At 67.8% G+C, this 15,150-nt stretch carries 12 protein-coding genes; 2 read left to right on the plus strand and 10 right to left on the minus strand.

All coding sequences use genetic code 11. The features are described from left to right. Positions 1 to 3 precede the first annotated feature (3 nt). Positions 4 to 810, plus strand: a complete 807-nt coding sequence (locus A3M1_RS0121935; protein WP_018391134.1) for an MBL fold metallo-hydrolase — start codon at positions 4 to 6, stop codon at positions 808 to 810. 89 nt (positions 811 to 899) lie between these two features. Continuing rightward, entirely contained in the window at positions 900 to 1,733 is an 834-nt protein-coding gene (mazG, locus tag A3M1_RS0121940) for a nucleoside triphosphate pyrophosphohydrolase (RefSeq protein WP_018391135.1), read from the plus strand. Between the two features lie 160 nt (positions 1,734 to 1,893). Here the strand turns inward: mazG and hflX are convergent, their stop codons facing one another. From hflX to dusB, 10 genes are all read right to left on the minus strand, one after another. Then, a complete protein-coding gene (gene hflX, locus A3M1_RS0121945; RefSeq protein WP_018391136.1) occupies positions 1,894 to 3,300 on the minus strand; it encodes a GTPase HflX in 1,407 nt (468 codons plus the stop codon). After that, positions 3,297 to 3,548, minus strand: a complete 252-nt coding sequence (gene hfq / locus A3M1_RS0121950) for an RNA chaperone Hfq (protein WP_013166585.1) — start codon at positions 3,546 to 3,548, stop codon at positions 3,297 to 3,299. The genes hflX and hfq overlap by 4 nt, the downstream gene beginning before the upstream one ends. A 220-nt stretch (positions 3,549 to 3,768) precedes the next feature. Further along, on the minus strand, positions 3,769 to 4,629 hold the full coding sequence (locus A3M1_RS0121955) for a D-amino-acid transaminase (RefSeq protein WP_018391137.1): 861 nt from the start codon (positions 4,627 to 4,629) through the stop codon (positions 3,769 to 3,771). Between the two features lie 94 nt (positions 4,630 to 4,723). Beyond that, positions 4,724 to 6,172 carry a TrkH family potassium uptake protein gene (locus tag A3M1_RS0121960; protein WP_018391138.1) on the minus strand — a complete coding sequence of 483 codons (1,449 nt, stop codon included), beginning with the start codon at positions 6,170 to 6,172 and terminating at the stop codon, positions 4,724 to 4,726. Positions 6,173 to 6,187: 15 nt separating this feature from the next. After that, complete coding sequence (trkA, locus tag A3M1_RS0121965; RefSeq protein WP_026221450.1) at positions 6,188 to 7,564, minus strand: Trk system potassium transporter TrkA; 1,377 nt, start codon at positions 7,562 to 7,564, stop codon at positions 6,188 to 6,190. A gap of 143 nt (positions 7,565 to 7,707) precedes the next feature. Then, entirely contained in the window at positions 7,708 to 9,075 is a 1,368-nt protein-coding gene (locus A3M1_RS0121970; protein WP_018391140.1) for a sigma-54 dependent transcriptional regulator, read from the minus strand. Positions 9,076 to 9,088: 13 nt separating this feature from the next. After that, positions 9,089 to 11,356 (minus strand): PAS domain-containing sensor histidine kinase, encoded by a 2,268-nt coding sequence (locus A3M1_RS0121975; protein WP_018391141.1) that lies wholly within the window; start codon positions 11,354 to 11,356, stop codon positions 9,089 to 9,091. A 118-nt stretch (positions 11,357 to 11,474) separates the two neighbouring features. After that, positions 11,475 to 12,920 (minus strand): nitrogen regulation protein NR(I), encoded by a 1,446-nt coding sequence (gene ntrC / locus A3M1_RS0121980; protein ID WP_018391142.1) that lies wholly within the window; start codon positions 12,918 to 12,920, stop codon positions 11,475 to 11,477. An 8-nt stretch (positions 12,921 to 12,928) separates the two neighbouring features. After that, positions 12,929 to 14,059: a nitrogen regulation protein NR(II) gene (locus A3M1_RS0121985; protein WP_018391143.1), complete on the minus strand. Its 1,131-nt coding sequence runs from the start codon at positions 14,057 to 14,059 to the stop codon at positions 12,929 to 12,931. After that, positions 14,056 to 15,087, minus strand: a complete 1,032-nt coding sequence (gene dusB / locus A3M1_RS0121990) for a tRNA dihydrouridine synthase DusB (protein WP_018391144.1) — start codon at positions 15,085 to 15,087, stop codon at positions 14,056 to 14,058. The genes A3M1_RS0121985 and dusB overlap by 4 nt, the downstream gene beginning before the upstream one ends. Between the last annotated feature and the right edge of the window lie 63 nt (positions 15,088 to 15,150).

The raw sequence follows: 15,150 nt of genomic DNA on the forward strand, positions 1-15,150 counted from the left end.
GCCATGGCGTTCACCTTCACCATTCTCGGCTGCGGTTCCTCCGGCGGGGTGCCGCGAGTCGGGCAGGGATGGGGGGTGTGCGACCCCAACGAGCCACGCAACCGCCGCCGCCGCTGTTCCATGCTGGTGGAGCGCTTCGCGCCGGGCGGGGCCCAGCCAACGCGGGTGCTGATCGACACCTCGCCGGATCTGCGCGAGCAACTGATCGATGCCGGGGTCGACCGGCTCGACGCGGTGCTGTTCACCCATGAGCATGCCGACCACACCCATGGCATCGACGATCTGCGCCCGCTAACCATCCTGCACCGGCGCCGCATCGACGTGCATATCGATCCCGAGACGTCGGCGATGCTGCACCAGCGCTTCGGCTATTGCTTCGAAACGCCGCCGGGCAGCGACTACCCGCCGATCCTCACCGAGCACCGCTTCCACGCCGGCGACACCATCCGCGTCGACGGGCCCGGCGGGCCGATCGAGGCCACGGCCTTCCGGCAGTTTCACGGCAGCATCATCTCCTACGGCTTCCGCATCGGCGGCCTCGCTTATTCCAGTGACCTGCACGACCTGCCGGAGGAAAGCCTGCCGTATCTGGCCGAGCTCGATGTCTGGATCATCGACGCGCTGCGGCCCAAGCCGCACCCGACGCATCTGTCGCTCAGCGAGGCGCTGGCCTGGATCGAGCGAATGAAGCCGCGCCGGGCGGTGCTGACCAATTTGCACACCGACCTCGACTACGCCACGCTGATGCGCGAGCTGCCGGCTGGCGTGACCGCCGCCCATGACGGACTTAAAATCCTTACAGATCAATAGGTTACGAACGGACGTTCGCACGCCGCGATCTTTGAAACCATCCGAGTATTTTCCATAATATGTCTTCTGCGAATCGGAGAACCGGCATTTTGACGCCCTCCCGCGACATTCACCGCCTGCTGGACATCATGGAAGCGCTGCGCACGCCGGAGACCGGCTGCCCGTGGGACCTGGCGCAGGACTTCGCCACCATCGCCCCCTACACGATCGAGGAAGCCTATGAGGTGGCGGATGCCATCGCCCGCGGCGACCTCGACGATCTGTGCGACGAGCTGGGCGACCTGCTGCTGCAGGTGGTGTTCCACGCCCGCATGGCGCAGGAGCGCGGCGCCTTCGATTTCGGTGCCGTGGTCGCGGCCATCACCGCCAAGATGATCCGCCGCCACCCGCATGTGTTCGCCGACGCGCAGGGCCGCGACGTGGCGGCGGTCAATGTGGCGTGGGACACGATCAAAGCGCAGGAGAAGGCGCAGCGGGCGGAGCGCCGGCAGGCGCGGGGATTGCCGCCGGAGCCGGAGCAGGGCCGGACGCTGGACGGGGTGCCGGCCGGCGCCCCTGCCCTCACCCGCGCGGTGAAGCTGCAGCACAAGGCGGCCAAAGTCGGCTTCGACTGGCCGGAGGTGCGCCCGGTGCTCGACAAGATCCGCGAGGAGATCGACGAGGTGGAAGCCGAGATCGTCGCGGGCGATCGCAAGGCGGCGGGGCAAGAAGTCGGCGACCTGCTGTTCGCGCTGGCGAACCTCGCCCGCCATCTCGATGTCGACCCCGAGGCCGCGCTGCGCGGCACCAACGAGAAATTCGTCCGCCGCTTCGGCTTTATCGAGGACCAGCTCGCCGAGGCGGGTCGCACGCCTTCAGATGCGAGCCTCATTGAGATGGAGGCGCTCTGGCAGGAGGCGAAGACGGCGGCGCCGAAGGAGTAGGGCGGTGGGGTGCCCTGCCCTCGCATGCGCTCGGTGCGTCATCCCGACTGAGCGCCGCGCAGAGGCGGGATTGCGCAGGTGGTGCCGGTACGGCCGGCTATCCCGGATCGACCTTTGGCCGTCCGGGATGACGCTCCGGTCGCGGTATTATGCGGGGCGTTCAGCCCCCCTCGCCTGTCCCCTTGATCCGCCGGGCGCCGAAGCGGCGTTCGATCTGCTCGGCACGGTCGGGCGGCACGCGCACCGCCAGATGCAGACGCCCCTCCCCGTCCTCGCGGCGCTCCAGCACTTCGCTGTGCCGGTAGAGCCAGCTCAGATTGCCGCCATCGGCGGCGTCGAGATCGATGGCGAGGCTGACCCGCTCGCGCGAAAGCCGCTGCGAAATGGTGGCGAGCAGCGGCTCCATGCCCTCACCGGTCAGCGCCGACACCGGGATCGGCCGCGCATCGCCCTCGCGGCGGGCGGCAGTGTTGAACAGGCCGGCCCTTGCCTCCGGCTCAAGCCGGTCGATCTTGTTCCAGACCTCGATGACGCGGTGATCGTCCTCGGGGTCGATGTCGAGATCGCTGAGCACGCCCTTCACGTCATGCGCCTGCGCGTCGGCATCCTCATGCGACATGTCCCGCACGTGCAGGATCAGATCAGCCTCGATCACCTCCTCCAGCGTCGCCCGGAAGGCGGCGACGAGCTGGGTCGGCAGATCGGAGATGAAGCCGACCGTGTCGGACAGGATCACCTTGTCGCCGGTGGGAAGCTGCACCGCCCGCAAGGTCGGGTCGAGCGTGGCGAAGAGCAGGTCCTGCGCCATCACGTCGGAGCGGGTCAGCCGGTTGAACAGCGTCGACTTGCCGGCATTGGTGTAGCCCACCAGCGCCACGACGGGATAGGGCACCTTCTTGCGGCTGGCGCGGTGCAAGGCGCGGGTGCGCTTCACCTGCTCCAGCTCGCGCTCGATCTTGACGATGCGCTCGCCGATGAGCCGGCGGTCGGCCTCGATCTGGGTTTCGCCTGGGCCGCCGAGAAAGCCGAAGCCGCCGCGCTGGCGCTCCAGATGGGTCCAGGAGCGAACCAGCCGGCTGCGCTGGTAGTTCAGATGGGCAAGCTCGACCTGCAGCACGCCTTCCTTGGTGCGGGCACGTTGGCCGAAGATTTCCAGAATGAGAGCAGTGCGGTCGATCACCTTGGCGGCGAACGCCTTTTCAAGGTTGCGCTGCTGCACCGGGCTGAGCGGGGCGTCGACAAAGACCAGCCCCGCCTCCTCTGCCTTCACCAGCTCGGCGATCTCCTCGACCTTGCCGCTGCCGAGATAGGTCGCCGGGCGCACCTGCGACAAGCCCACCAGCGCGCTGCCGACGAGCTTGAGATCGATGGCCAGCACGAGGCCGATCGCCTCGTCGAGCCGCGCTTCGGGCGAGCGACGCAGCCCCTCCTCCCCGCCCCCGCGACGGGTCAGGTGCGGGACGATCACCACCACGCGGGTGGCGTCGCCAGCGGTTTCGTGCTCGACAGGCAGGCCGGCAGCGCGGCCGGCGGGCGACTTGCGGGAGGCCTTAGGCTCCAAGATCAACCCTTCTCGCCAGTCTCGTCGGGCTCGAACAGCTGAACCGGATGGCCGGGCATGATGGTCGAAATGGCGTGCTTGTAGACCAGCTGCGAATGGCCGTCGCGACGCAGAAGCACGCAGAAATTATCGAACCAGGTGACGACTCCCTGGAGCTTCACGCCATTGACCAGGAAGATGGTGAGCGGCGTCTTGTTCTTGCGGACGTGGTTGAGAAAGGTGTCCTGGAGGTTCTGCGAACGTTCCGCGGCCATGGTTTTTTAATCCGTTTGTTTGTTGTTGCTCGTAGGTCGGCGCGGTCGCCTTCACCTCTGCGCCCCGTCCGGGAGCGGGCGAGCATGAAGACGTGCGCCCCAAACATGGCATAGCATGACTGGCGCGCAAGATGCTTTCGCCAAGTTGGCGGCGCTTGGCAAGGTCTTTCCGTGCGCGCCCGCCCGCAAGACGGGTGCCGGCCGGGTACAATTTCCCGCTTCAGCGGGCGATCTCGGCAACCCGGTGGAAGGTCTCGCGCAGCGCGCGCGTCACCGGGCCGGGCCGGCCATCGCCGATGTCCTGCCCGTCGATTCGCACCACCGGCGTGGCGAAATTGGTGGCGGAGGTGACGAAGGCCTCGCGCGCGCCCAGCGCTTCCGCCACCGTGAAGGGGCGCTCCTCGACCCGTAATTGCAGCTTTTCCGCCACCTCCAGCATCACGGTGCGGGTGATGCCGCGCAGGATGCCGCTTTCCGCCGGGCGGGTGACGAGCCTTCCCTCCGGGGTGACGATCCAGGCGTTGGTCGAACCGCCCTCGGTGACATGGCCGGCGGCGTCGACGAACCAGGCCTCGCGCGCGCCGGCCTGCTTGGCCGCTTCCTTCGCGAGCACATTGGGCAGGAGGCCGATGGTCTTGATGTCGACCCGCTCCCAGCGATTATCCGGCACGGTGATGACGGCGATCCCCTGCCCCGCCACGGCCTCGCCCTTGGCCGGGTCGATCGAGCGGGCCGTCACCACCAGCGAGGGCGGCGTCGCGGCATCAGGGAAATAATGGTCGCGCCGGGCCACGCCGCGCGTCACCTGCAGATAGACCAGCCCGTCGCGCACCCGGTTGCGGGCGATGGTCTGGCGCAGCACGACGCCGAGCGCGGCGAGCGACATCGGCAGGCGGATGCGCAGTTCGCCCAGCGAGCGCACCAGCCGCGCCATGTGGCGGCGCTCATCCACCATGTGGCCGCCGCGCACCTCGCACACCTCATAGACGCCATCGCCGAACTGGTAGCCACGATCCTCGACATGCACGCCCGCCTCGGCATGCGCCACATAAGCACCGTTCACATAGGCAATGCGCGACATCGTCCGTCCCCGTGGGCCCGCTTCATTTTCGGCTGATATCTGCTCGTTTTATGCACGAAGTCCGGGCGACAGTGCTTTGATTCCAATGACTTTATTAGCGCCGCCACAGGGCAAAATTCGCCAAGCCCAGCACAACGAGAATCTCCAGCCGACCGAGAATCATGGCGAGCGCCAGTATAAGCTGCGCATAGGTCGGCAGCGCGCCCCATTCCGGCCAATTCACCTGCGGCTGCCAGTTCGCGGCATAGACCGGGCCGATATTGCTCAGCGCCGAGAGCACCGCGATGAACGCCGCCTCGAAGCTCGGCATGGCCGGGGCGAGCGCCACGGTCAGCGCGCCGATCACCGTGCAGGCGACGCCGAACATGATCCAGATCGCCTTCATCATCTGCAGCGTCACATTCTGCTGCCCGAGCCGGCGCGGATGCACGGCGCTGGGATGCACCAGCCGCTCCAGCTCGCGCAGGCTCTGCAGCACCATCACCCCGGCGCGGTAGATCTTGATGCCGCCGGTGGTGGAGAAGCTGGCGCCACCGATGAACACCACCGCCAGAACCAGCGTCACCGGCAGGCTGGCAAAGGCGCCGCCATGCGGCTCGATGCCGGTCGTGGTGACGAGGGAGACGGCGGTGAACAGCCCGTCCCCCAGCGCGAAGGGCAGCGAAAGGCTGCCCTCCGGGCTGCGGAAACCGATGGCCGCCGCGGCGATGCCGAGCCCAAGGCAAAGGGCAAAAAGAACAATGTTTTCATATTGTCCCAGCGCCATGCGAAAGCGTCGTGTGAGCAGCATGCGCTGCCACAATATGCTCGTTCCTCCCACCAGCATGAAGACGATCATCACCGCCTTGACGCCGAGATGGCCATAGCCGGCAATGCCGTCCGCATCGGGCAGCAGGCCGCCAGTGGACAGCGCCGCGCCGGCGAAGCCGAGCGCCTCGAACAGCCGCATACCGAGCAAGAACAGCACGAAGGTGCACAGGAGGGTGGCGCCGAGATAGACCGGCAGCACCAGCCGCAGCGCGTCGTCCAGCGTGGTCTGCTGGGTTGCCGCCAGCAAATTGGCGCGGGCACTGCGGTCCGGCAGGCCGCCCATGCCGGCCGGGCCGAGCACCGCGACGAAGCCGACCAGGGTGAGCAGGCCGCCAGCCCACTGCAGCGTCAGCAGCCAGCCCAGTGTCGCGCGCGGCACGTTCTCAAGATCATGGATCTGCACCGGGCCGGTGGTGGTGAAGGCCGACACGGCCTCCAGCCAGGCATGCATCGGCGACAGCGTCGTCGTCGCCGCGATGGGCACGGCGGCGATGATCGGCACGCCGACCCAGAGCACGAGCAGAAGCCCATAGGCCGCCAGCCGGTCGAGCCGTCCGGGCCGGTTGCGCACGGCGAGAAACACCGCGCCGGCGCCGAACACGGTCAGCAGCGCCGTCATCAGGAACACATCGGCGCCGGGCTCGCGGCGGAACAGCGACACCAGCGCCGAGAGCAGCAGGAAGCCGGCCATGACCCCGGCCGTCTGTGCGCTGTGGCGGGCGACCGCGATCATGGGCGTCGGCCTCTCTCAGAAGAACTCAAGGCTCACCCGGAACAGCTGCTCGACCCGCTTCACCTTATCGGCGAGCGCGAACATCACCACCCGGTCGCGCGCCTGGATCACGGTATCGCCGCGCGGCAGCATCACCCGGCCGCCGCGAATGACGGCGCCGATCCGCATGCCGTCGAAGATGTCGAGCTGGCGCAGCGGCTTGCCGACCAAAGGCGACGTCTCCAGCGCCTCCGCCTCGATCACCTCGCCGGCGCCGTTCAGCAGGGAGTGGACCCCGCGAATGCGGCCCTTGCGAACATATTGCAGAATCTTCGACACGGTGATCTGGCGCGGATTCACATAGGCGTCGATGCCGAGCCCGCGCGCAAAGGCGGGGTAGGCCGGATCATTCAGCAGCGACAGCATGCGCTTGGCGCCGAGTTCGCGCGACAGCAGGCAGGAGAGGATGTTGACCCGGTCGTCATTGGTGACGGCGATCATCGTGTCGGCGTCCCCGACGGCGGCCTCCTCCAGGATCGCCCGGTCGAGCGCGCTGCCGCGCAGCACCACGGTGCGCGTCAGCTGCTGGGCGATTTCCTCGGCGCGGCCAATGTTATCCTCGATGATCTTCACCCGCGCCTTCGGGTTGCGCAGCTCCAGCTCGCGGGCGACATAAAGCCCGATATTGCCGCCGCCGCCGATGACGATGCGTTGCGCCGGCGGCTCGTCATGGCCGAAGATCGACAGGGTGCGGCTCACCTGATCGGTATGGGCGACGAAATAGGCGAGATCGCCGGCCAGCAGCGAATCGGTCGAGCGCGGCACGAAGGTCTTGCCGTTGCGATAGACCGCCACCACCACGGCGCGCAGATCCGGGAACAGATCGGTGAGCTGACGCAGCGGCGTATCGAGGACCGGGCAATCCTCCTGGCAGCGCACGCCCACCACCACGACATTGCTGTCGTTGAAGCTCACCGTGTCGACCGCCCCCGGCAGCGACAGGCGGCGCAGCACCATCTCACCCACTTCGAGCTCCGGCGAGATCACCACGTCGATCGGCAGGTGGTCGCGCGAGAACAGGTCGCGCCAGTGGCCCTGGAGATAGCTCTGCGCCCGCACCCGCGCGATCTTGGTCGGCACGTCGAACAGCGCGTGGCCGACCTGGCAGGCGATCATGTTGACTTCGTCGTGCAGGGTGACGGCGATCAGCATGTCCGCCGCCTCCAGCCCCGCCCGGGCCAGCACATCCGGATGCGAGCCGTGGCCGACGAAGCCGCGCACGTCGAGCGTGTCGGTGACGGCCTGGATCAGGCGCGGCGAGGTGTCGATGATCGAGACGTCGTTCTGCTCCGCGGCCAGACGCTCGGCAATGCCGAACCCCACCTGCCCCGCCCCGCAAATGACGACCTTCATGGCGACCCCGCTGGTATCGGAAGGTGCCGCCTGCGGCACCCCCCGTCTCTCATCTCGCGAGTCACTCTATAGCAGGTTCGCACGCGCCCGGAGACGTCCGCGCGGCCGGGCCGCACATCTTCCTTGCGGTGCGCGCCGGGCGCTCAGCCGATGCCGAGCGCCTTCAGCTTGCGGTGCAGCGCCGAGCGCTCCATGCCGACGAATTCGGCGGTGCGGGAGATGTTGCCGCCGAAGCGGCTGATCTGCGCCACCAGATATTCCCGCTCGAACACTTCGCGCGCCTCGCGCAGCGGCAGGCCCATCAGGTGCTCGCCGCCCGCCCCGCTCGGCAGGCTCGGCACCAGCGCGCCGACATCGGGGGGCAGCATGTCCGCCGTGACCGGCGCGTCGGCGTCGCCCGAGGCGAGGATGAGCAGGCGCTCGATATTGTTGCGCAGCTGGCGGACATTGCCCGGCCAGTCATGCGACTGCAGCACGGCGAGGGCGTCATCGGCGACGCGCCGGCGCGGCAGGCCGGTGGACTGGGAAATCTGGTCGAGGAAGAACTCCACCAGTTCCGGCACGTCCTCGCGCCGCTCGGCGAGCGGGGGCACGCGCACCGGTACGACGCCGAGGCGGTGATAGAGGTCCTCGCGGAAACGCCCCTCGGCAATCTCCTTTTCCAGATTGCGCGCGGTGGACGAGATGATGCGGACATCGACCGAGACGCGCGTGGTGCCGCCGACCCGCAGGAAATTCTGGTCGACCAGTACCCGCAGGATGCGGTTCTGGGTCTCGCGCGGCATGTCGGCGATCTCGTCGATGAACAGCGTGCCGCCATGCGCCTCTTCCAGCGCGCCGACCTGGCGGCCCTGCCCTTCCCCGATCTCGACGCCGAAAAGCTCGACCTCCATCCGCTCGGGGGTGATGGCGGCGGCGTTGATGACGACGAAGGGGCCATTGGCCCGCTGCGAAGCTGAGTGGATCATCCGGGCGGCCAGCTCCTTGCCGGAGCCGGAGGGGCCGACGATCATGATCCGGCTGTTGGTCGGCGCCACGCGCTCGATGCCCTGGCGCAGCTGGTTCATCACCGAGGACTTGCCGACCAGCAGCTGCGTCACGGCGGTGCGCTGCTTGAGGTCGCGCACCTCGCGCTTCAGCCGCAGCGTTTCCAGCGCGCGGTCGGCGACAAGGATCAGGCGGTCGGAATTGAACGGCTTCTCGATGAAGTCATAGGCGCCCTGCTTGATCGCCGCCACCGCCGTCTCGATCGTGCCATGGCCGGAAATCATCACAACAGGCACGTCCGGGTGGTTCTTCTTGATCCGTTCGAGCAGTTGCAGCCCGTCGAGCTTGGAGCGTTCCAGCCAGATGTCGAGGAAGACCAGATGCGGGCGGCGCGCCTCGATGGCGGCCAGCGCCTCGTCGCTGTCCTTGGCGGTGCGGGCGCCATAGCCCTCATCTTCCAGAATGCCCGCGACCAGCCCGCGAATATCGGCTTCGTCGTCGACGATCAGGATGTCCGTCGCCATAAGTCAGTTCTCCTTAGCCGACCAGCCGGGCAGTCGGGGCCCCGCCGTTGCCTTTTCCGTCATTGGCGGCCGTCGGGCCGCCATCGCGCGCGAAACGCAGGCGAACCCACGCGCCACGCCCATGGGGGGCATCGTCGAGCTCGATGCCGCCGCCATGTTCTTCCATGATCTTTCCGACGATCGCGAGGCCGAGCCCGGTGCCCTTCTCGCGCGTCGTCACATAAGGCTCCAGCAGCCGCGCCCGGTTCTCGGTCGGCAGGCCCTTGCCATTGTCGATGACGTCGATCGTCACCATGCGCTCATCGGCATGCACCGCTACCTGGATGCGCGGCGGATCGGCGCGCTCTTCCGGCGGCACCGCCGCCAGCGCCTCGGTGGCGTTCTTGATGATGTTGGTCAGCGCCTGCGACATCAGCCGGCGGTCGAAGCGAGCGATCACCGGCGTCTCAGGCAGGTCGAGGTCGAGCGTGATGTCGGGATTGCCGACCCGCATGAGGAAGACCACCTGCCGCGCCGTCTCGCCAATGTCCTGCGCCTCGGCGACCGGCTTGGGCATGCGGGCGAAGGAGGAGAACTCGTCCACCATGCGGCCGATGTCGCCGACCTGGCGGATGATGGTTTCCGTGCACTGGTCGAACACCTCGCGGTCCTCGCCGATCACCTTGCCGTAGCGCCGGCGCAGCCGCTCGGCGGAGAGCTGGATCGGGGTGAGCGGGTTCTTGATTTCATGGGCGATGCGCCGGGCGACGTCGGCCCAGGCGGAGCTGCGCTGGGCCACCACCAGCTCGGTGATGTCGTCGAGCGTGACCACCCAGCCATGCTCGGCCTCGCGCGACTGCTCGGTGGTGACGCGCACCGCGATCACCCGGTCGCGGCCATTGCGGGTCAGCGTGGCATTGGCCTGCACGCTGCGCTCGCCCGCCTGCATCGCCTGGGCGAGCAGGGAGGCGACTTCCGGCACCACGGTGCCGAACTCACTGCCGAGCACATCGGCTTCTACCACGCCGAGCAGCTTTTCCGCCGGGCGGTTGATGATCGAGATCCGCCCCTGCGGGTCGAGGCCGATGACGCCGGCGCCGACGCCCGAGAGCACCGCCTCGGTGAAGCGGCGGCGGGTGTCGATCTGGTCGCGTGCCTGGACGAGATCGTCGCGCTGGGTGCGCAGTTCCTGCGTCATCTTGTTGAAGGTCTCGGCCAGGCTCGACAGGTCGCCCTCGGTGCGGCGCACCGGCACCTCGACATAGAGATTGCCGGCGGCGACGAGATCGGCGGCGCCGATCAGGCGGCGGATCGGCGCCACCAGCCGGTTGGCGAAATTGATGCCGAGCCACACGGCACAGAGCAGCACGGTGAGCGAGATCACCGCATAGAGCACCGCGAACGCCACCTGCACGCCCACGCGCTGCTGTTCGAGGTTGCGGTAGTCGACGACGGCGGCCTGCGTCTCCTTGAGATATTCGATCACCCGCGGATCGACCGAGCGCGCGACATAGAGATAGAGGTCGCCGAAATCCTTCAGCGGGATGACCGCGCCGACATAATCGGCATCGTTCGGCAAATAGATCAGCGGCTGCTCTTCGGTCGCGTCCTTCAGCGCCAGATTGGCCGGCACCACGAATTCACGGCCGACACGGATGGTGGCGCGATCGATGACCTGGAGGTCCTTGTCGATGATCATGGCGGCGGGCAGGCCACGCACCACCGCCTGCGCGGTCAGCGCCTGGCGGAAGCGGCTGCGGTCCTGGTCCCAGAGCGGGCGGATGCGCTGGAGGTCGCGCGACATGCCCAGCACATCGCCGCGAATGGAATAGGCATGCTCGCGCACATAGGTCTGCGCGACCGACACCGCATTGTCGACGATGGAGCGGGTGCGGACCGAGAACCAGCGGTCGAGCCCCTTGTCGAGGGTGATGCTGGCCAGAATCGCCACCAGCAGCGCGGGCACCACCGCCACCACGCCGAACAGGCCGACGACGCGCACATGCAGCCGCGCCGCCGCCCGGCCGCGCTTGCGCGCCTTGACGATGCGCCACACCTCGCGGCCGATGATGCCGAGCAGCACCAGCGACATAAGTCCGTTGAGGCACAGGACGACGACGATGACGTCCTGCGAGGGCACCAGCGGGGTGATGCCGATGAGGATGATGAAGCTGGCCAGCGCGATCAGAAGCGCCAGCAGCACCGCCAGCGGCGCCAGACCCCAGAGCGAGAATCGAAATCCCATCCCGCCGAGGTCGAGCGTTTCCTGCCTGTCGGTTCCGCCGGTCGAAGCGTCGCTCATCCATCACCATGTTGGCGGCGGGAATCAGCCCGCCCTACTGATGCAGTGATACGACACTGGTGCAAAAATGTGACATTGGCGAGCCGCCCCCGCCTTAATTCGCGAGGGCGTAAGGCGCTCACCGACTGGTGCGGATTATTTGGATGTCCAAATCCCGGATTTTCTTGCGCAGCGTGTTGCGGTTGAGGCCCAGAAGTTCGGCCGCCTTGATCTGGTTGCCGCGCGTCGCCGCCAGCGCGGCGGAGAGCAGCGGATACTCCACATCCTTCAGAATGCGGTGATAAAGGCCGGGCGGGGGCAGGTTTTCGCCGAAGCCACCGAAATAGGCGTTGAGATGGCGCTCCACCGAGGCGGAGAGCGTCTCGTCCTGGCCGTTTTCCTCCGGCGTCGGCGGCGAGATCGGCGTCGACAGCTCGGCCTCGATGATCGAGCCGGTGATGACTTCCTGCGGATAGAGCGCGGCGAGGCGGCGGATCAGGTTTTCCAGCTCGCGCACATTGCCCGGCCAGCGGTAGCGCTTCAGCCGGTCGAGCGCGGCGGCGTCGATCTGCTTGCGCGGCAGCCCTTCGCGCTCGGCCTGCAGGAAGAAGTGGCGGGCGAGGTCCGGCACGTCCTCCGCCCGCTCGCGCAGCGGCGGAAGGCGCAGCGGCACGACGTTGAGGCGGAAGAACAGATCCTCCCGGAACAGGCCCTGCTGGATGAGGATGCGCAGATCCTTGTTGGTGGCGGCGACGATGCGCACATCGGTCTTGATCGCGGTGCGCCCGCCGACCGTGGTGTATTCGCCCTGCTGCAGCACGCGCAGCAGCCGAGTCTGCGCTTCCATCGGCATGTCGCCGATTTCATCGAGGAACAGCGTGCCGCTCTCCGCCTGCTCGAAGCGGCCGGCCGAGCGCGCATTGGCGCCGGTGAAGGCCCCCTTCTCATGGCCGAAAAGCTCGGATTCGATCAGGTCGCGCGGAATCGCCGCCATGTTGATGGCGACGAACGGCCCGTTGCGGCGCTTGCCATAGTCGTGCAGCGCCCGCGCCACCAGTTCCTTGCCGGTGCCGCTCTCGCCGGCGATCATCACCGTGAGGTCGGTCTGCATCAGCCGCGCCAGCACGCGGTAGATGTCCTGCATCGCCGGCGAGCGGCCGACCAGCGGGATGTTGTCGGCATCCTCGCCCAGACCTTTGAGCGCGTTCTCCGGCTTCTTCGGCTCGGACAGGGCCCGGCCGACGATGGAGATCAACTCCTTCAGGTCGAAGGGCTTTGGCAGATATTCATAGGCGCCCTTCTCCGAGGCGCGGATCGCCGTCATGAAGGTGTTCTGCGCGCTCATGACGATGACCGGCAGGTCCGGGCGCACCTTCTTGATGCGCGGCAGCAGGTCGAAGGCGTTCTCGTCAGGCATCACCACATCGGTGATGACGAGGTCGCCGTCGCCCTGGCTGACCCAGCGCCAGAGCGTCGCCGCGTTGCCGCAGGAGCGCACCTCGTAGCCCGCCCGCGACAGCGCCTGATTGAGCACGGTGCGGATGGCAGCGTCGTCATCGGCAACCAGGATACTTCCCGTCGGCATGGCGGTTCTCAACTCTTCTCGTCACCGCGACTGGCGCGGTACATGGGCATGAGGACACGGAAGGTGGTGCGGCGGGGCTGGCTGTCGCATTCGATGATGCCGCCATGGTCGCCGACGATCTTGGCCACCAGCGCCAGGCCGAGGCCCGTGCCGGTCGGCTTGGTGGTGACGAAGGGATCGAACAGATGCGGCATCAGGTCTTCCGGCACGCCGGGGCCATTGTCGCGCACGCAGAACTCCAGCGGCAGGCTCACCCGCGCCGGGGCGCCGGGCATCATCAGCCGCACGCCAGGGCGGAAGGCGGTGGTGAGCTGGATCTCGCCATCAGGCGAATCGCCAATGGCTTCGGCGGCGTTCTTCACCAGATTGAGGAACACCTGCACCAGCTGGTCGCGATTGGCCAGCACCGGCGGCAGCGAGGGATCGTACTCCTCAATGAAGCGGATGGTGCGGGCGAACCCGGTGCTGGCCAGCGTGCGCACATGCTCCAGCACCGCGTGGATGTTGACCGGTTCGCGCTCGATCGGCCGCTCGTCGGAGAACACCTCCATACGGTCGACCAGCTTGACGATGCGGTCGGCCTCGTCGGTGATCAGCCGGGTCAGCGAGCGGTCGTCGTCGCTGGCGGAGAGTTCCAGCAGCTGCGCCGCGCCGCGAATGCCGGACAGCGGGTTCTTGATCTCATGCGCCAGCATGGAGGCCAGCGCCGTCACCGAGCGGGCGGCGCCGCGATGGGTGAGCTGCCGGTCCATCTTGTCGGCGATGGTGCGCTCCTGCAGCATGATGACGACATGGCCCGCCACTTCCGACAGCGGCGCGACATGGATGTCGACGATACGCTCGCCGCCATTGCGCGGCGTGCCGAGATCGACCCGGTACTCGTTCACCGCGGCGCCGCGCGAGCGCACCTGTTCCACCAGCGACAGGATCGGGCTGCCGAAGGGCACGAATTCCTGCAGGCGATGCCGCACCAGAACCGCCAGCGAGGCCTCGAAGAACGCCTCCGCCGCCACATTGGCATCGATCAGGCGATTGTCTTCCGCCACCGTGATGACTGGATGCGGCAGCGCATTCACGACGGCCTCCGCAGTCGCGCTGCCCGCGCGCGGGCCAGGTCGTTGCGAGGAAACCGAACTCATGCAGCTTCTCTCCATCCAATGTCGTCATAGGCGTCGCGGATTCCGGTGACGACGCGCGCCGGATCCTCAAGGGTAAGCAGTTGCCGGCGCCAGGAGGCGGCGACGTCGGGGGACCGGCCGGCGCTCGCTGTGGCCGAAGCCAGCGACCAGCCAATATGCTTGCGGGCGCAGCGCATGCCGAGCTCGCGCCCGTAATGGCCCAGCCAGCCCTCATAGAGCTCGATCAGCACGTCGCGCTGCTCGGCCAGCGCCGGGTCGGCCGGCGCCCGGCCGGTGCGCAGGAAGCTGGCGACCTGGCCGGGAAACCAGGGACGCCCCTGCGCGCCACGGCCGATCATCACCCCGTCGGCGCCGGACGCGGCGAGCATCGCGGTCGCGTCCTCGATCGCCACCAGATCGCCATTGGCGAGCACGGGGATCGAGACCACATCCTTGACCGCGCGGATCGCCGCCCAATCGGCCCGGCCGGTGTAGAACTGGCAGCGTGTGCGGCCGTGAATGGTGATCATCTGCACGCCGATAGTTTCGGCCCGGCGGGCGAGCTCCGGCGCCACCGTGGCCGCGCCGTCCCAGCCGAGCCGTGTCTTCAGCGTCACCGGCACGCTCACCGCCCCCACCACCGCCGCGATGAGGCGGGTCGCGAGGTCGAGGTCGCGCAGCAGCGCCGAGCCGGCCAGCCCGGTGGTCACCCGCTTGGCCGGGCAGCCCATATTGATGTCGATCAGCGCCGCGCCGGCGGCCTCCGCGAGACGGGCGGCGCGGGCCAGCGATTCGGGCTCGTTGCCGGCGAGCTGGACGGCGTGCAGCGCCACCCCTGCTCCTTCCGCCCGCAGCACGGTTTCCTCATGCCCGGTCTCGAAGGCGCCGGCGGCGACCATTTCCGACACCGCCAGCGAAGCGCCGTAGCGCAAGGCCATGCGCCGCAGCGGCGCGTCGGTGATGCCGGCCATCGGCGCGAGCACGACCGCCCCCGGCACCGCCACGGTGCCGATCTGCAGATTGCCGACGGGAGAAAAACAAAGGGTCAAGCGGCGATCACTCGATGCACATTAAATAAGCCCGACCAGCGGTGCCTAGATAATAGCCATGCC

Source organism: Ancylobacter sp. FA202, assembly GCF_000380205.1.
Classification (GTDB): domain Bacteria; phylum Pseudomonadota; class Alphaproteobacteria; order Rhizobiales; family Xanthobacteraceae; genus Ancylobacter.